Source organism: Pseudomonas lyxosi (assembly GCF_047758685.1).
Classification (GTDB): domain Bacteria; phylum Pseudomonadota; class Gammaproteobacteria; order Pseudomonadales; family Pseudomonadaceae; genus Aquipseudomonas; species Aquipseudomonas lyxosi.
This window is the reverse complement of record NZ_CP180481.1, coordinates 1,160,195-1,176,018: the sequence shown is the minus strand read 5'-3', so window position 1 is coordinate 1,176,018 and position 15,824 is coordinate 1,160,195. Positions and strand designations below refer to the sequence as shown.

Sequence of the window (15,824 nt, the reverse complement as noted above, 5' to 3'; positions counted from 1 at the left end):
TGATCGTTCCCACGCTCCGCGTGGGAATGCCTCTAGGGACGCTCCGCGTCCAGTGACGCGGAGCGTCACGGGCTGCATTCCCACGCGGAGGGTGGGAACGATCACCACCGTATACACAAAGCAGGGGATTTCAGGCCGTTTTTACGGCCTATTTTTTTGCCCGGGAAAAGTCATTTCATATAGATCTGTAAGGAATAACCAAATGAATAAATATGATTTATGGATATAACAATCACCTGTTAAGGTCACTTCCATCAAAGCGAGATCGCAAACCGCGAATCGCCAACACCGTTCAAGGAATCCTCTGAATGCTGGTCGTCTCACTCGGTGGCAGTCCCAGCCAACGCTCCCGTTCCGGGGTGCTGCTGGAGCGCTCCCAACGCTGGTTGCAGGAGCAAGGTGTGGAAGTGGTGAGTTACCAGGTACGGGACTTCCCGGCCGAAGACTTGCTGCATGCACGCTTCGACAGCCCGAAGGTGATCGACCTGCTGCAGCAGATTGAAAACGCCGATGGCCTGCTGATCGCCACGCCGGTCTACAAAGCGTCGTTCTCCGGCGCATTGAAAACTGTATTGGATCTGCTGCCCGAACGTGCCCTGGCTCACAAGGTAGTTTTGCCAATGGCCACCGGTGGCAGCATCGCCCACATGCTGGCGGTGGATTACGCGCTCAAGCCTGTGTTGTCGGCGTTGAAAGCCCAGGAAATGCTTCATGGGATTTTCGCCGTAGACAGCCAGATCGCTTACGGCGAAGGCAGTGCCCAGGCGCAGTTGGCACCGGAGCTGGAAGAAAGACTGAATGAATCACTGGAGCTGTTTTTCAGCGCCATGGCCCGACGGCCCAAGCCGATCGATCCGAGCCTGTTGAATGAACGTTTGTTGAGTGCTCGCTGGAGCATTTAAGCCTTACCCCAATTTGAAGTACTCACCTTACTCAGCCGCCAACGGCCAAGCAGGTGCAGCCAAAACCCAACTGCAAAAAGGAGAGCGCCATGCGCACTGTCATTTTGCGTCGTGGTCTGGTCGCTCTGTTTGCTGCGGCTGTAACCTTCGGCGCCATTACTCAAGCTCAAGCCGAGACGCTTCGGATCGGTTATCAAAAGTACGGCACTTTGGTGCTGCTCAAAGCCAAAGGCACTTTGGAAAAACGCCTCGCCGCCCAAGGCGTGGACGTGCAATGGACTGAATTCCCCGGCGGCCCGCAGCTGCTCGAAGGCCTGAACGTTGGCTCCATCGACTTCGGCGTTACGGGTGAAACCCCACCGGTATTCGCTCAAGCAGCCGGCGCCGATCTGCTGTACGTCGCCTACGAACCGCCTGCGCCTCACAGCGAAGCGATCCTGGTGCCGAAGGATTCGGCGATCAAATCCGTAGCGGACCTCAAGGGCAAGAAAGTCGTCCTGAACAAAGGCTCCAACGTTCACTACCTGTTGGTCCGCGCACTGGAAGATGCCGGCCTCAAATACACCGACATCCAGACCGTATTCCTGCCGCCGGCCGATGCCCGCGCTGCGTTCGAGCGTGGCAGCGTCGATGCCTGGGTGATCTGGGACCCGTACCAGGCTGCCGCCGAACAACAGCTGCAGGCACGCACCCTGCGCGATGGCCAGGGCATCGTCGACAACCACCAGTTCTATCTGGCGACCAAGCCTTACGCACAGAAAAATCCTGAAGTGATCAAGACCCTGGTGGAAGAAGTGCGCGCAGTCGGCGAGTGGTCCAAGGCCAATCCCGAAGACGTGACCAAACAAGTCTCGCCACTGCTCGGTCTGCCGGCAGATATCACCCTGACCTCGGTAAAACGCCAGGGTTACGGCGCACTGTTCCTCACGCCTGAAGTGGTCGCCGCGCAACAGAAAATCGCCGACAGCTTCTACCAGCTCAAGCTGATTCCAAAGCCACTGAGCATCAAAGACGTGATCTGGACGCCTCCGGCGGCCGTTGCCAAAGCTCAGTAATTCGAATCCCTAAGGAGACCACTCCATGAGCCTCAATATCTTCTGGTTCCTGCCTACCCACGGCGACGGCCATTACCTTGGCACCGCCGAAGGCGCTCGCGCCGTCGACCACGGTTATCTGCAACAAGTCGCGCAAGCGGCGGATCGTCTGGGCTTCGGCGGGGTGCTGATTCCCACCGGGCGCTCTTGCGAAGACTCGTGGCTGGTGGCCGCGTCGTTGATCCCGGTGACCCAGCGTTTGAAATTCCTCGTCGCCCTGCGCCCCGGGATCATTTCCCCGACGGTGGCAGCGCGTCAGGCCGCGACGCTGGATCGCCTGTCCGGCGGCCGTGCGTTGTTCAACCTGGTAACCGGCGGTGATCCGGAAGAATTGGCCGGCGACGGTTTGTTCCTGACTCACGAAGAACGCTATCAAGCCTCGGTGGAGTTCACCCGCATCTGGCGCCGCGTGCTGGAGGGCGAAACCGTCGATTACGACGGTCAGCACATCAGCGTGAAGGGCGCGAAGTTGCTCTACCCGCCGATCCAGCAACCGCGTCCGCCCCTGTACTTCGGCGGTTCTTCGGAAGCGGCGCAAGACCTCGCGGCAGAGCAGGTGGAAATGGTCCTGACCTGGGGCGAACCACCCGCAGCCGTTGCCGAGAAGATCGAACAAGTACGCGCCAAAGCCGCGAAGCTCGGGCGCACCGTGCGCTTCGGTATTCGTTTGCATGTGATCGTTCGTGAAACCAATGCCGAAGCCTGGCAAGCGGCGGATCGGCTGATCTCTCATCTGGATGACGAAACCATCGCTCGTGCCCAGGCTTCTCTGGCGCGCTTCGACTCGGTGGGCCAGCAACGCATGGCCGCGCTGCACGGCGGTAGCCGCGACAACCTGGAAGTCAGCCCCAATCTGTGGGCCGGTGTAGGTCTGGTGCGCGGCGGTGCCGGCACAGCGTTGGTGGGCGACGGTCCAACCGTGGCCGCTCGTGTGAAGGAATACGCGGACCTGGGCATCGACACGTTCATCTTCTCCGGTTACCCACACCTGGAAGAGTCGTACCGCGTCGCCGAATTGCTGTTCCCGCACCTCGATATTGAGCGTCCGGAATTGCCGAAAAGCGCCGGTTACGTCAGCCCGTTTGGTGAGATGGTCGCCAACGACATCCTCCCCAAAGCCGCGTCGCAGAGCTGAGGCGCGCCATGAAGAAACTTATCCATAACCTTGCGCCCTGGGCGTTACCTGTTTTGCTGCTGGCGGTGTGGCAGTTGTCGGTGTCGGCGGGCTGGTTGTCGACACGGATTCTGCCGGCGCCAATCGCCGTCATCGAAGCCGGCGTCAGCCTGGTGCGCAGCGGTGAAATCTGGACGCACCTGGCCATCAGCGGCTGGCGTGCAGCGCTGGGCTTCGCCATCGGCGGTAGCATCGGCCTGACCCTGGGTTTCATCACCGGCTTGTCGAAATGGGGTGAACGCCTGCTCGACAGTTCGGTGCAGATGATCCGCAACGTGCCGCACCTGGCGCTGATTCCACTGGTGATCCTGTGGTTCGGCATCGATGAGTCGGCGAAGATTTTCCTGGTGGCATTGGGCACGTTGTTCCCGATCTACCTCAACACTTATCACGGCATCCGCAACGTCGATCCGGCGCTGGTGGAAATGTCCCGCAGTTATGGCTTGTCCGGTTTCAGCCTGTTCCGTCAGGTGATCCTGCCGGGCGCGCTGCCGTCGATTCTGGTCGGCGTGCGCTTTGCGTTGGGCTTCATGTGGCTGACGTTGATTGTCGCGGAAACCATTTCCGCCAGCTCCGGCATCGGCTACCTGGCGATGAATGCCCGGGAGTTCCTGCAGACCGACGTGGTGGTATTGGCGATTCTTTTGTACGCCGTGCTCGGCAAACTCGCCGACCTCGCGGCCCGTGGACTTGAACGCGTGTGGTTGCGCTGGCACCCGGCCTATCAGGTTGTTAAAGGAGGTGCGGCATGACGGCTCAACAACCTCCACGCCTGCTGCGCGGGATTCCGCTGGCAGTGCGCAAGTTGCAAAAAACCTTCGGCTCGCGGCAAGTACTGCGTGAGATCGACCTGCACATCCCGGCCGGTCAGTTTGTCGCCGTGGTCGGGCGTAGCGGTTGCGGCAAAAGTACCTTGCTGCGCTTGCTCGCCGGTCTCGACAAACCCACGGGCGGTGAATTGCTCGTAGGCTCAGCGCCGCTGAGTGAGGCGCGGGAAGACACTCGATTGATGTTCCAGGAAGCGCGTTTGCTGCCATGGAAAAAGGTCATCGACAACGTCGGCCTCGGGCTCAAGGGCAACTGGCGTCCGCAAGCGCTGGAAGCGTTGGAGTCGGTCGGTCTGGCCGACCGCGCCAATGACTGGCCGGCTGCCTTGTCCGGTGGCCAGAAGCAACGTGTGGCCCTGGCCCGCGCGCTGATCCATCAACCGCGTTTGCTGTTGCTGGACGAACCGCTGGGCGCGCTGGATGCCCTGACCCGAATTGAAATGCAGCAGCTGATCGAACGGCTCTGGCAGAAGCACGGTTTCACCGTGTTGCTGGTCACCCACGATGTCAGTGAAGCAGTGGCGATTGCCGATCGGGTGATCCTGATTGAAGAGGGTGAAGTCGGCCTCGACCTGCACGTTGAGCTGCCGCGCCCTCGGGTTCGCGGTTCCCATCGGCTGGCGGCGCTGGAAACCGAAGTCCTCAATCGCGTGCTGGCGTTACCCGGCGAACCGCCGGCACCGGAACCTGTTTCACCATTGCCTACGCAATTGCGTTGGGCTCAATAACTCAAGCCTTATCCAACGACAGGAATCAACATCATGACTATCAAAGCCATCAACGTTCGTAACCAGTTCAAAGGCTCCATCAAGGAAATCGTACTCGGCGACGTGCTGTCCGAAATCGACGTACAGACCGCTTCCGGCATCGTCACCTCGGTGATCACCACTCGCTCGGTGAAAGAGCTGGAACTGGTGGTCGGCAGCGAAGTGATCGCGTTTGTGAAATCCACCGAGGTGTCGATCGCCAAGTTGTAAGCGCGTGCATTGCGCTCAACCCCGAAGGGTGTGAACCCTGATCGTTCCCACGCTCTGCGTGGGAATGCCTCAACGGACGCTCTGCGTCCGGCTCTCAGGGCTCGGGTGCGCAGCGCCAACCGGCGGCGGGCGCGTAGGTGCCGAGTGAAGACAATAGGCGTGGGTCGCTGAATAGTTCGCTGGCGTTTGGATCGATGTCAGCTGACAACAATGGTTGGCCGACCTGCATCGGCAGTGTGGAATAGTCGATGTGCCACGGGGTTTGTCCGGCATGGTGGCGACCAAAAGAGAGTTCGCAGGCAAGCTGTTGCGGTGCGGTTGCCGAGTCGATGTGTTCACGCAAATGGCCGCCAGGTGTCAGCGCAACGGCACGGCTGGCAGCGAACAGAAAGTAGTCACCGGCCAGCACCAGGCAGGCAACGCGCGCCGGATCATCGACCGCCTGCAACCACTGACCGCGACAGTTGCCGCGAGAGTCCGGCAGCCGCTCCCAGATCTCGTAGTAGCTGTCGTCCAGGGCGGTTTCGACCAGGCGCTCGCTGGTTTCAAAATGCATGCGCCCGATGTCTTCTTCGGTGCTGACCGGCTGATAGTCGAGCTTGCGATGCCACTGGCAAATGTCTCCGTTGACCTCGGTTACGCCAGCGAAGCCTTTTTGCTCGCTCAGGATCAGCAAGTCAGCGTGACTCAGTTGTTCCAGCGGCAGCGCCGGAAGCGTTGCCGGCGGGATGCGCAGGTCGGCAAACAAGCGCGGGGTTTGCAGCCAGTACACGGCCGTTTCGCTGTCGACGCGCCCCGACTGGAATTTGATCAGGCGTCGTTGCCACACGCCAAGGTAGTTGTCTGGAACGTGTGCCATGAACACCTCGTTGCGTTATGCGTTGCGCTTGGACAGGTAGGGCGGCAAATACAGGCCTAGGTAGGCGTCGAATACCCGCATGCCTTCTTCGGCCATGCGTGGGGTGATCTGTCCGTGTTGTTGCACCGAGCGCGCATAGACGCGGTCGCCGAGCTCCATGGCCAGGGCAAACACATCGACATCGTTCGGCAGTCTCGGCAGCTCGAAGTGGTGGTCGAAGAGTTTGTGCATCAGGTCGCCGAGTTCGATGTCGTGCTGACGGTCGGCCTGGGTGACTTCGGTCAGCCCGTGCTGGGCAAGAATGAGCTGACGGGCGGCGGCGTCTTCGCTGTAGATCGCGAGCATGCGTTGTTCCACCAGTCGCGACAGATCGCGCCAGCCGTTGAGGGCGTCATGGTCTATGGGGGCTTGCAGGCAGGCACGGAACGCAGCGTGGACGTCAGCCGTCAGGGCTTCGAGCAGCGCCGGGACGCTGGCGAAGAAGTGGTAGACGGAGGAGGGTGGGATTTCCGCGCGTTCAGCGACGCTGTAAATCGACAGACTGGCCACGCCCTCGGCAGCCAGCAGCGTGCGGGCGGCATCGAGTATCGAATCGATCCGGGCCTGGCTGCGGGCGCGGGGTTTACGTGGGGTGGCGAGTCGGGTCATCAAAGTCTCCTGCGGGGCAGCGGGCATTGTACGAGCAGGCATCTATGTTGTCTGCCCGGCCGCTATCGCGAGCAAGCTCGCTCCCACATTTGATCGATGTGAAACACAGATTTCGCGTACACAGGAAATCCCCTGTGGGAGCGAGCTTGCTCGCGATCCGCCGAAGGCAGCCATAAAAAAACGCCGCAAGCTGTGAGGCCTGCGGCGTTGTTTTTACTGCAACCGCTTACACGGTATGCAGGTACCAGTTGTACTCGAGGTCGGAGATGGAGTGTTCGAACTCCTCCAGCTCGCTCTCTTTACATGCGACGAAGATATCGATGTATTTCGGATCGATGTACTTGGCCATGACTTCGCTGTCGTCCAGCTCACGCAATGCATCGCGCAGGTTGTTCGGCAGGCTTTGCTCGTTCTGCTCGTAGGAGTTGCCTTCCACGGGGGCGCCCGGCTCGATCTTGTTGGTCAGGCCGTGGTGCACGCCTGCCAGGACCGAAGCCATCAGCAGGTACGGGTTGGCATCGGCGCCGGCAACGCGGTGTTCCAGACGGACCGCGTCGGCGGAACCGGTCGGCACACGCACCGCAACAGTACGGTTGTCCAGACCCCAGCACGGAGCATTCGGCACGTAGAACTGTGCGCCGAAACGACGGTAGGAGTTGACGTTCGGGCAGAGGAAAGCCATCTGCGCCGGTAGGGTCTCGAGCACACCGCCGATCGCGTGACGCAGTGCGGCGTTCTGCTCGGGATCCTCACTGGCAAAAATGTTTTTGCCGTCTTTATCAAGAATCGAGATGTGGACATGCAGACCGTTGCCCGCCTGGCCCGGATAAGGCTTGGCCATGAACGTGGTGTCCATTTCATGGTCGTAGGCGATGTTTTTGATCAGACGCTTGAGCAGCACCGCGTAGTCGCAGGCCTTGATCGGGTCGGCCACGTGGTGCAGGTTCACTTCGAACTGCGCCGGGGCACTTTCCTTGACGATCGCGTCGGCAGGGATGCCTTGCTCTTTCGCACCTTCCAGAATGTCCTGGAGGCAGTCGACGTATTCGTCGAGGTCGTCGATCAGGTAAACCTGTGTCGAATGCGGGCGCTTGCCGGAGATCGGCGAGCGAGGCGGTTGTGGGCGACCGTTCACGTTCTCCTGGTCGATCAGGTAGAACTCCAGTTCGAACGCGGCGCAGATGGTCAGACCCATCTCGTCGAACTTGGCAACAACTTGACGCAGAACTTCACGGGGATCCGCGAAGAAAGGTTCACCTTCGAGTTCGTGCATGGTCATTAACAGTTGCGCGGTAGGGCGCTTCTGCCAAGGCTCGTTGCACAGGGTGTCAGGGATTGGATAGCAGATTCGGTCAGCATCGCCGATGTCCAGGCCCAGGCCGGTGCTTTCCACCGTCGAGCCATTGATATCCAGAGCAAATAGAGAGGCCGGCAGGTTGATGCCTTTCTCGTAAACCTTGTGGAGGCTGGTGCGTTCAATGCGCTTGCCGCGCACCACACCATTCATATCCGCAATCAGAAGGTCAACGTACAGAACCTCAGGATGTTCCTTAAGGAACGCGTTCGCTTCGTTAAGCTGAACGGCACGCGGGGGTACCGACATGATGCAACACCTTTGTTGTTAAAAATATCAATCATTGATCTCTTCGGATTCCAGTCAACCCGAACGGCATGCCGAAGTCAAGCGAGGCCTTTTTTGCCCTAAAAAAGCACCCGTGGGGCTTTTTTGAGGCACTTTGGGGCGTTTTTATGCCTTTGAGCGATTTAATGCCTGCGGCTTTGAGCGGGCCGTGTTGTATTTTTTACGGGGGTGTTGTGTAAAAAAATGAACAAGGCTAAGCTCGATTCAAACCCATAACACCAATAATACCGGGGTGCTTCATGTCTCGCCTGCCGTTAATCGGCGTCACCGCCTGCTCTAAGCAGATCGGTCTGCATGCGTATCACATCAGTGGCGACAAGTACGTCCGCGCCGTGGCCTCAGCGGCCAAGGGGCTGCCGGTGATTCTTCCGTCCCTGGCTGATTTGCTGGCACCGTCCGATATTCTGGACGGTCTGGATGGCATCCTCTTTACAGGCTCTCCTTCCAATATAGAACCGTTTCACTATAGCGGCCCCGCCAGCGCGCCGGGCACTGCTCATGATTCTGCACGCGATGCCACCACCCTCCCGTTGATCCGCGCCGCCGTCGAGGCCGGTATTCCCGTGCTCGGTATTTGCCGCGGCTTCCAGGAAATGAATGTGGCGTTCGGCGGCAGCCTGCATCAAAAAGTCCACGAAGCCGGTCTATTCATGGATCACCGTGAAGACGATAGCCTACCGCTTGAAGGACAGTATGCGCCAAGTCACCCGGTGCACATTCAGCCGGGTGGCGTGCTCGCAGGTCTGGGCCTGGCGAGCGAGATACACGTCAATTCGATTCATGGTCAGGGCGTTGAACGTCTGGCGCCGGGCCTTTGCGTCGAGGCCTTGGCTCCCGACGGGTTGATCGAGGCAGTCTCGGTCCCGCAGGGCAAGGGTTTTGCTTTGGGAGTGCAATGGCATCCCGAATGGCAGGTAAGCTCAAACCCGGATTACCTTGCGATCTTCCAGGCATTTGGCGATGCCTGCCGTAAGCACGCATTACAACGCGACGCCGATGCGTCAAACAACGCCTGACTTATAAGAGTCAGGAAACCAAGCCTAAGAGGCATTTATGAGTAACAACCTCGACCAGCTCACCGATTGGTTGAAAGACCACAAGATCACAGAAGTCGAATGCATGATCGCCGACTTGACCGGGATCACCCGGGGCAAGATTTCGCCGACCAACAAGTTCATTGCCGAAAAAGGCATGCGCCTGCCCGAAAGCGTTCTGTTGCAGACCGTGACCGGCGACTATGTCGAAGACGACATCTATTACGAACTGCTCGACCCGGCCGACATCGACATGATCTGCCGCCCCGACCAGAACGCGGTGTTCCTGGTGCCTTGGGCCATCGAGCCCACCGCTCAGGTGATCCACGACACCTACGACAAGCAAGGCAACCCGATCGAGCTGTCGCCGCGCAACGTGCTCAAAAAGGTGCTGAAACTCTATTCCGACAGGGGCTGGCAGCCGATCGTGGCGCCAGAAATGGAGTTCTACCTGACCAAGCGCTGCGAAGACCCGGACTTCCCGCTGCAACCGCCGATTGGCCGCTCCGGTCGCCCGGAAACCGGTCGCCAGTCCTTCTCGATTGAAGCGGCAAACGAATTCGATCCGCTGTTCGAAGACGTCTACGACTGGTGCGAATTGCAGGAACTGGACCTCGACACGCTGATCCACGAGGACGGCACGGCGCAGATGGAAATCAACTTCCGTCACGGCGATGCCCTGTCCCTGGCCGACCAGATCCTGGTGTTCAAACGCACCATGCGCGAAGCCGCGCTCAAGCACGACGTGGCGGCGACGTTCATGGCCAAGCCCATGACCGGCGAGCCGGGCAGTGCGATGCACTTGCACCAGAGCATCATCGACATCGAGACCGGCAAGAACGTCTTCTCCAATGAAGACGGGACCATGAGCCAGTTGTTCCTGAATCACATCGGTGGTTTGCAGAAACTGATCCCCGAGCTGTTGCCGCTGTTCGCGCCGAACGTCAACTCGTTCCGCCGCTTCCTGCCGGACACTTCGGCGCCGGTGAACGTGGAGTGGGGCGAAGAGAACCGCACCGTGGGCCTGCGGGTTCCGGATGCCGGGCCGCAAAACCGTCGGGTGGAAAACCGCCTGCCGGGCGCCGACGCCAACCCGTACCTGGCGATTGCCGCGAGCCTGCTCTGCGGTTACATCGGCATGGTCGAAGGCTTGAACCCGAGTGCACCGGTGGTGGGCCGTGGCTATGAACGCCGCAACCTGCGCCTGCCACTGACCATCGAAGACGCGCTGGAACGCATGGAACACAGCGCGACCATCGAGAAGTACCTGGGCAAGAAATTCATCACTGGCTACGTCGCGGTCAAGCGGGCCGAGCATGAAAACTTCAAGCGCGTGATCAGTTCGTGGGAGCGGGAATTCCTGCTCTTCGCCGTCTGATGCGCCGGGCGCGGCTGGAAATTGCCGCGCCTTTCACTGAAATCTTAGGAGAATTCGCATGACCAGCAACAACCCGCAAACCCGTGAATGGCAAACCCTGAGCAACGATCACCACCTGGCCCCGTTCAGCGACTTCAAGCAGCTGAAAGAGAAAGGCCCACGGATCATCACCAACGCCAAGGGCGTTTACCTCTGGGACAGCGAAGGCAACAAGATCCTCGACGGTATGGCCGGCCTGTGGTGCGTGGCGATCGGCTACGGTCGCGATGAACTGGCCGATGCCGCCAGCAAACAAATGCGCGAACTGCCTTACTACAACCTGTTTTTCCAGACGGCTCACCCGCCGGTGCTGGAACTGGCCAAGGCCATCTCCGATATCGCGCCACAAGGCATGAACCACGTGTTCTTCACCGGTTCTGGCTCTGAAGGCAACGACACCATGCTGCGGATGGTTCGCCACTACTGGGCGATCAAGGGCCAGCCGAAGAAGAAAGTCATCATCAGCCGCAAGAACGGTTATCACGGTTCCACCGTGGCCGGCGCGAGCCTGGGTGGCATGACCTACATGCACGAACAAGGCGACTTGCCGATCCCGGGCATCGTCCACATCGCGCAGCCGTACTGGTTCGCTGAAGGCGGCGAGATGACACCGGAAGAGTTCGGTATCTGGGCGGCCAATCAGCTGGAAGAGAAGATTCTGGAAGTCGGCGTGGACAACGTCGGTGCCTTTATTGCCGAGCCGATCCAGGGTGCCGGCGGCGTGATCATTCCGCCAGAGACCTACTGGCCGCGCATCAAGGAAATCCTCGCCAAGTACGACATCCTGTTCGTGGCTGACGAAGTGATCTGTGGTTTCGGCCGTACCGGTGAGTGGTTCGGTACCGATTTCTACGACCTCAAACCCGACATGATGACCATCGCCAAAGGCCTGACGTCCGGCTACATCCCTATGGGTGGCCTGATCGTGCGTGACGAAGTGGTTGCGGTGCTCAACGAAGGTGGCGATTTCAACCACGGTTTCACCTATTCCGGGCACCCGGTAGCCGCTGCGGTGGCACTGGAGAACATCCGCATCCTGCGCGAAGAAAAAATTATCGAGCGCGTTCATGCAGAAACGGCACCCTATTTGCAAAAGCGTCTACGGGAACTGAACGATCACCCGTTGGTGGGGGAAGTGCGTGGGGTGGGTCTGCTGGGGGCGATCGAGCTGGTGCAGGACAAGGCCACTCGCAAGCGTTACGAAGGCAAGGGCGCTGGCATGATTTGCCGCACGTTCTGCTTCGAAAACGGCCTGATCATGCGCGCCGTGGGCGACACCATGATCATCGCTCCGCCACTGGTGATTACACCGGCTGAAATCGATGAGTTGGTGACCAAGGCACGCAAGTGTCTGGACCTGACCCTGAGTGCGTTACAGGGCTAAGTGCTAGGCTCTGAGCGGGCTCATGAAACTTTCGCTCAGAGCAGTCCTGAAGGGCGGCCTTTCCTTGAAAGACCGCCTCGGATCTTGCCAGACTAGCCGCGGTTCCAGTTGTCCGGGTTCGGCCGCTGAACAAAGTGGTTCAAAAAAGAAAAATTTGGAGCATTACGCATGAAGGCATTAGGAAAAAAGGTTGCTGGCAAGACTCTCCTCGCCATGTCCCTTATGGGCATGATGGCGGGCGCGGTACAGGCGGACGACAAGGTGTTGCACGTCTATAACTGGTCCGACTACATCGCGCCGGACACCATCGCGAACTTCGAGAAAGAGTCCGGGATCAAGGTGGTGTACGACGTTTTTGACAGCAACGAAACCCTGGAAGCGAAGTTGCTGGCAGGCAAGTCCGGCTACGACATCGTCGTACCGTCGAACAACTTCCTGGCCAAGCAGATCAAGGCCGGCGTTTACCAGAAGCTGGACAAGTCCAAGCTGCCTAACTGGAAAAACCTGAACCCTGACCTGCTTAAAGCAGTATCGGTAAGTGACCCGGGTAACGAACACGCTTTCCCTTACATGTGGGGTTCGATCGGTATTGGCTTCAACGCCGAGAAGGTCAAGGCCGCACTGGGCGCCGATGCACCGACCAACTCCTGGGACCTGATCTTCAAGCCTGAAAATGCCGCCAAACTGAAGTCGTGCGGTATCAGCCTGCTGGATTCGCCAACCGAGATGATTCCGGCGGCGTTGCACTACCTGGGCCTGCCAACTGACAGCCAGAAGAAAGAAGACATCGACAAGGCCGAAGCCCTGCTGCTGAAAGTCCGTCCTTCGATCGCCTACTTCCACTCGTCCAAGTACATCTCCGACCTGGCGAACGGCAACATCTGCGTCGCCGTGGGTTATTCGGGCGACATCTACCAGGCCAAGTCCCGTGCGGCAGAAGCCGGTGACAAGGTGAAAGTCAGCTACAACATTCCGAAAGAAGGTGCAGGTAGCTTCTACGACATGGTCGCCATCCCTAAAGATGCCGAAAACGTCGAAGGCGCCTACAAGTTCATGACCTTCCTGCAGAAGCCGGAAGTCATGGCTGCAATCACCAATGCCGTGCGCTTCCCGAACGGTAACGCGGCAGCCACCGCACTGGTCGATAAAGACATCACCGCCGACCCAGGCATCTACCCGCCAGCGGACGTGCAGGCCAAGCTGTACGCGATTGCCGACTTGCCGGCCGCGACCCAGCGACTCCTGACTCGCAGCTGGACCAAGATCAAATCGGGTAAATAAGTAAAACCCTGTAGCAGCTGCCGATGGCTGCGTTGAGGTCCGAAGGACCTCCGCTTCTCGACAGCACAACGGCTTCGCAGTTGAACGCAGCCTGCGGCAGCTGCTACAGGGATCTTCATAAAGTTTGCTGGAACGGTTTTTCGAGGGTAAGTTGCGCGCCGGTTTTGTTGCCAGGCAGCCATGGCTGCCATGTAACGCTGGGCAACTTGGGCCCAACTAATTTTAGAGGACCTCCACGTGCCTGTTTTTTCTTTGTTGCGCAATGCACTGCTGGTTGGCGCCGGACTGACGTTTGCCGTTAGTGTCCAGGCCGCTGGCACTGTGCATATTTATAACTGGTCCGATTACATCGGCGAGACCACCCTGGCCGACTTCCAGAAAGAGACCGGCATCAAACCGGTTTATGACGTGTTCGACTCCAACGAAACCCTGGAAGGCAAGTTGCTGGCCGGACGTACCGGTTATGACGTGGTCGTGCCGTCCAACCACTTCCTTGGCAAGCAGATCAAGGCCGGAGCTTTCCAGAAACTCGACAAGTCGAAGTTACCGAACTACTCGAACCTCGACCCCGTATTGCTCAAGCGTCTGGAGCAGAACGATCCGGGTAACCTGTACGCCGTACCGTACCTGTGGGGCACCAACGGCATCGGTTACAACGTCGACAAGATCAAGGCTGTGCTGGGTGTCGACAAGATCGATTCCTGGGCTGCGGTATTCGAGCCGGAGAACATCAAGAAGCTGCAAAGTTGCGGCGTGGCGTTCCTCGACTCCGCCGATGAAATGATGCCCACGGTCCTCAACTACATGGGCCTGAACGCCAACAGCACCAACCCCGAAGACTACAAAAAGGCCGAAGCCAAGTTACTGGCGGTGCGGCCTTATGTGACGTACTTCCACTCTTCCAAATACATCGCCGATCTGGCGAACGGCGATATCTGTATCGCGATCGGTTTCTCCGGCGACATGTTCCAGGCCAGAAACCGTGCGGCTGAAGCGAAGAAAGGCGTCAACATCGCTTACTCGATTCCAAAGGAAGGCGGTGCGCTGTGGTTCGACATGCTGGCGATTCCGAAGGATTCGGCCAACGTCAAAGAAGCCCATGCCTTCATCAACTATTTGCTGAAACCTGAGGTGATTGCCCAGGTCAGCGATTCCGTAGGCTATGCCAACCCGAACCCCGGGTCGGACACACTGATGGAACAGTCCATTCGCACCGACGAGTCGGTTTATCCACCGCAAGCAGTCCTCGACAAGACCTACGTGTCGATCGAGTTACCACCAAACATTCAACGTTTGATGACCCGCAGCTGGACCAAGGTCAAGTCGGGTAAATAGCTACAAGGCTCAAACTATCCAAGGTTGGCTCACCTTGAGCGAACTGCACTCTTTTTTTCTGGGAGTTTCGTAAATGGCAGTTGCCTCCGGCGCCTATAAGAAAGCCCTCGAGGGCGACCAATCACCTAAACAGGTGTTGGTCAAAATCGACCGGGTCACGAAGAAGTTCGACGAGACGATTGCCGTGGACGATGTGTCCCTGGAAATCAAGAAAGGCGAGATTTTCGCCCTGCTCGGCGGTTCGGGATCGGGCAAATCCACGTTGCTGCGCATGCTCGCAGGCTTCGAACGGCCCACGGAGGGGCGCATTTTCCTCGATGGCGTAGACATCACCGACATGCCGCCGTACGAGCGGCCGATCAACATGATGTTCCAGTCCTACGCCCTGTTCCCGCACATGACCGTGGCGCAGAACATCGCCTTCGGCCTCAAGCAGGACAAAATCCCTGCTGCTGAAGTCGATGCGCGTGTGGCCGACATGCTCAAGCTGGTTCAGATGACGCAATACGCCAAGCGCAAGCCGCATCAGTTGTCCGGTGGCCAGCGTCAGCGTGTGGCCCTGGCGCGCTCTTTGGCCAAGCGACCGAAGCTGTTGCTGCTCGACGAACCGATGGGTGCGCTGGACAAGAAGCTGCGTTCGCAAATGCAGCTTGAGCTGGTCGAGATCATCGAGCGGGTCGGCGTAACCTGCGTCATGGTGACCCACGATCAGGAAGAGGCCATGACCATGGCCGAGCGCATCGCGATCATGCACCTGGGCTGGATCGCCCAGATCGGCAGCCCGATCGACATCTACGAAACCCCGACCAGCCGTCTGGTCTGCGAGTTCATCGGTAACGTCAACATCTTCGACGGTGAAGTGATCGACGACGCCGAAGGTCACGCGACCATCACCTGCAAGGACCTGGACCGCCAGATTTACGTGGGCCACGGGATCAGCACGTCGGTGCAGGACAAATCCGTGACCTACGCGATCCGTCCGGAAAAACTGCTGGTGACGCCGACCATGCCGACCTGCGAATACAACTGGTCCAGCGGCAAGGTGCACGACATCGCCTACCTCGGTGGTCACTCGGTGTTCTACGTCGAACTGCCGAGCGGCAAGATCGTCCAGTCTTTCGTCGCCAACGCCGAGCGCCGTGGCCAGCGCCCAACCTGGGGTGACCAGGTGTACGTGTATTGGGAAGACGACAGCGGCGTGGTACTTCGCTCATGAACATGCGCAAATTCAAACGCCGCCTCAGTCGAAT

General features: G+C 59.0%; 15 protein-coding genes. 12 read left to right on the top strand and 3 right to left on the bottom strand.

Annotation, left to right across the window (positions count from 1 at the left end):
* Window positions 1-308 precede the first annotated feature (308 nt).
* The 6 genes from ssuE (at window position 309) to ACMXYI_RS05550 (ending at window position 4,974) form a co-directional block, all read left to right on the top strand.
* Window positions 309-902: an NADPH-dependent FMN reductase gene (gene ssuE / locus ACMXYI_RS05575; RefSeq protein WP_415772118.1), complete on the top strand. Its 594-nt coding sequence runs from the start codon at window positions 309-311 to the stop codon at window positions 900-902.
* An 89-nt stretch (window positions 903-991) separates the two neighbouring features.
* A complete protein-coding gene (locus ACMXYI_RS05570; protein ID WP_415772117.1) occupies window positions 992-1,957 on the top strand; it encodes a sulfonate ABC transporter substrate-binding protein in 966 nt (321 codons plus the stop codon).
* Between the two features lie 25 nt (window positions 1,958-1,982).
* Entirely contained in the window at window positions 1,983-3,131 is a 1,149-nt protein-coding gene (ssuD, locus tag ACMXYI_RS05565; protein ID WP_154856029.1) for an FMNH2-dependent alkanesulfonate monooxygenase, read from the top strand.
* Between the two features lie 8 nt (window positions 3,132-3,139).
* Complete coding sequence (ssuC, locus tag ACMXYI_RS05560) at window positions 3,140-3,922, top strand: aliphatic sulfonate ABC transporter permease SsuC (protein WP_008150441.1); 783 nt, start codon at window positions 3,140-3,142, stop codon at window positions 3,920-3,922.
* Window positions 3,919-4,725, top strand: coding sequence for an aliphatic sulfonates ABC transporter ATP-binding protein (gene ssuB / locus ACMXYI_RS05555; protein WP_415772114.1), 807 nt, complete (start codon window positions 3,919-3,921; stop codon window positions 4,723-4,725). Before ssuC ends, ssuB begins: the two co-directional genes overlap by 4 nt.
* Before the next feature lie 33 nt (window positions 4,726-4,758).
* Window positions 4,759-4,974: a TOBE domain-containing protein gene (locus ACMXYI_RS05550; RefSeq protein WP_003229256.1), complete on the top strand. Its 216-nt coding sequence runs from the start codon at window positions 4,759-4,761 to the stop codon at window positions 4,972-4,974.
* A 94-nt stretch (window positions 4,975-5,068) separates the two neighbouring features.
* On the opposite strand, the gene ACMXYI_RS05545 is transcribed toward ACMXYI_RS05550, so the two are convergent.
* From ACMXYI_RS05545 to ACMXYI_RS05535, 3 genes are all read right to left on the bottom strand, one after another.
* A complete protein-coding gene (locus ACMXYI_RS05545) occupies window positions 5,069-5,833 on the bottom strand; it encodes a hypothetical protein (protein WP_415772113.1) in 765 nt (254 codons plus the stop codon).
* Window positions 5,834-5,848: 15 nt separating this feature from the next.
* Window positions 5,849-6,481, bottom strand: coding sequence for a TetR/AcrR family transcriptional regulator (locus ACMXYI_RS05540; RefSeq protein ID WP_415772112.1), 633 nt, complete (start codon window positions 6,479-6,481; stop codon window positions 5,849-5,851).
* Between the two features lie 226 nt (window positions 6,482-6,707).
* Window positions 6,708-8,084, bottom strand: coding sequence for a glutamine synthetase family protein (locus tag ACMXYI_RS05535; protein ID WP_008150449.1), 1,377 nt, complete (start codon window positions 8,082-8,084; stop codon window positions 6,708-6,710).
* Window positions 8,085-8,362: 278 nt separating this feature from the next.
* Here ACMXYI_RS05535 and ACMXYI_RS05530 point away from each other — a divergent pair, with 278 nt between their 5' ends.
* From ACMXYI_RS05530 to ACMXYI_RS05505, 6 genes are all read left to right on the top strand, one after another.
* Entirely contained in the window at window positions 8,363-9,139 is a 777-nt protein-coding gene (locus ACMXYI_RS05530) for a gamma-glutamyl-gamma-aminobutyrate hydrolase family protein (RefSeq protein ID WP_415772111.1), read from the top strand.
* A gap of 37 nt (window positions 9,140-9,176) precedes the next feature.
* Window positions 9,177-10,535, top strand: coding sequence for a glutamine synthetase family protein (locus tag ACMXYI_RS05525; protein WP_415772110.1), 1,359 nt, complete (start codon window positions 9,177-9,179; stop codon window positions 10,533-10,535).
* A gap of 58 nt (window positions 10,536-10,593) precedes the next feature.
* The gene (locus tag ACMXYI_RS05520; protein ID WP_415772109.1) at window positions 10,594-11,958 is read left to right on the top strand and encodes an aspartate aminotransferase family protein; all 1,365 of its coding nucleotides are present in this window, start codon (window positions 10,594-10,596) and stop codon (window positions 11,956-11,958) included.
* Window positions 11,959-12,126: 168 nt separating this feature from the next.
* Window positions 12,127-13,239, top strand: coding sequence for a polyamine ABC transporter substrate-binding protein (locus ACMXYI_RS05515; RefSeq protein ID WP_415772107.1), 1,113 nt, complete (start codon window positions 12,127-12,129; stop codon window positions 13,237-13,239).
* Window positions 13,240-13,476: 237 nt separating this feature from the next.
* Window positions 13,477-14,574 (top strand): polyamine ABC transporter substrate-binding protein, encoded by a 1,098-nt coding sequence (locus ACMXYI_RS05510; RefSeq protein WP_415772105.1) that lies wholly within the window; start codon window positions 13,477-13,479, stop codon window positions 14,572-14,574.
* A 73-nt stretch (window positions 14,575-14,647) separates the two neighbouring features.
* On the top strand, window positions 14,648-15,790 hold the full coding sequence (locus ACMXYI_RS05505; protein ID WP_008150457.1) for an ABC transporter ATP-binding protein: 1,143 nt from the start codon (window positions 14,648-14,650) through the stop codon (window positions 15,788-15,790).
* Window positions 15,791-15,824: the final 34 nt, after the last annotated feature.

Excerpts from the sequence above, each read along its gene's own strand:
- ACMXYI_RS05520 (WP_415772109.1), top strand. The coding sequence starts at position 10,594 with ATGACCAGCAACAACCCGCAAACCCGTGAATGGCAAACCCTGAGCAAC.
- ssuD (WP_154856029.1), top strand. The coding sequence starts at position 1,983 with ATGAGCCTCAATATCTTCTGGTTCCTGCCTACCCACGGCGACGGCCAT.
- ACMXYI_RS05550 (WP_003229256.1), top strand. The coding sequence starts at position 4,759 with ATGACTATCAAAGCCATCAACGTTCGTAACCAGTTCAAAGGCTCCATC.
- ssuC (WP_008150441.1), top strand. The coding sequence starts at position 3,140 with ATGAAGAAACTTATCCATAACCTTGCGCCCTGGGCGTTACCTGTTTTG.
- ACMXYI_RS05540 (WP_415772112.1), bottom strand. The coding sequence starts at position 6,481 with ATGACCCGACTCGCCACCCCACGTAAACCCCGCGCCCGCAGCCAGGCC.
- ACMXYI_RS05515 (WP_415772107.1), top strand. The coding sequence starts at position 12,127 with ATGAAGGCATTAGGAAAAAAGGTTGCTGGCAAGACTCTCCTCGCCATG.
- ACMXYI_RS05545 (WP_415772113.1), bottom strand. The coding sequence starts at position 5,833 with ATGGCACACGTTCCAGACAACTACCTTGGCGTGTGGCAACGACGCCTG.
- ACMXYI_RS05570 (WP_415772117.1), top strand. The coding sequence starts at position 992 with ATGCGCACTGTCATTTTGCGTCGTGGTCTGGTCGCTCTGTTTGCTGCG.
- ACMXYI_RS05535 (WP_008150449.1), bottom strand. The coding sequence starts at position 8,084 with ATGTCGGTACCCCCGCGTGCCGTTCAGCTTAACGAAGCGAACGCGTTC.
- ACMXYI_RS05505 (WP_008150457.1), top strand. The coding sequence starts at position 14,648 with ATGGCAGTTGCCTCCGGCGCCTATAAGAAAGCCCTCGAGGGCGACCAA.
- ssuB (WP_415772114.1), top strand. The coding sequence starts at position 3,919 with ATGACGGCTCAACAACCTCCACGCCTGCTGCGCGGGATTCCGCTGGCA.
- ACMXYI_RS05525 (WP_415772110.1), top strand. The coding sequence starts at position 9,177 with ATGAGTAACAACCTCGACCAGCTCACCGATTGGTTGAAAGACCACAAG.
- ssuE (WP_415772118.1), top strand. The coding sequence starts at position 309 with ATGCTGGTCGTCTCACTCGGTGGCAGTCCCAGCCAACGCTCCCGTTCC.
- ACMXYI_RS05530 (WP_415772111.1), top strand. The coding sequence starts at position 8,363 with ATGTCTCGCCTGCCGTTAATCGGCGTCACCGCCTGCTCTAAGCAGATC.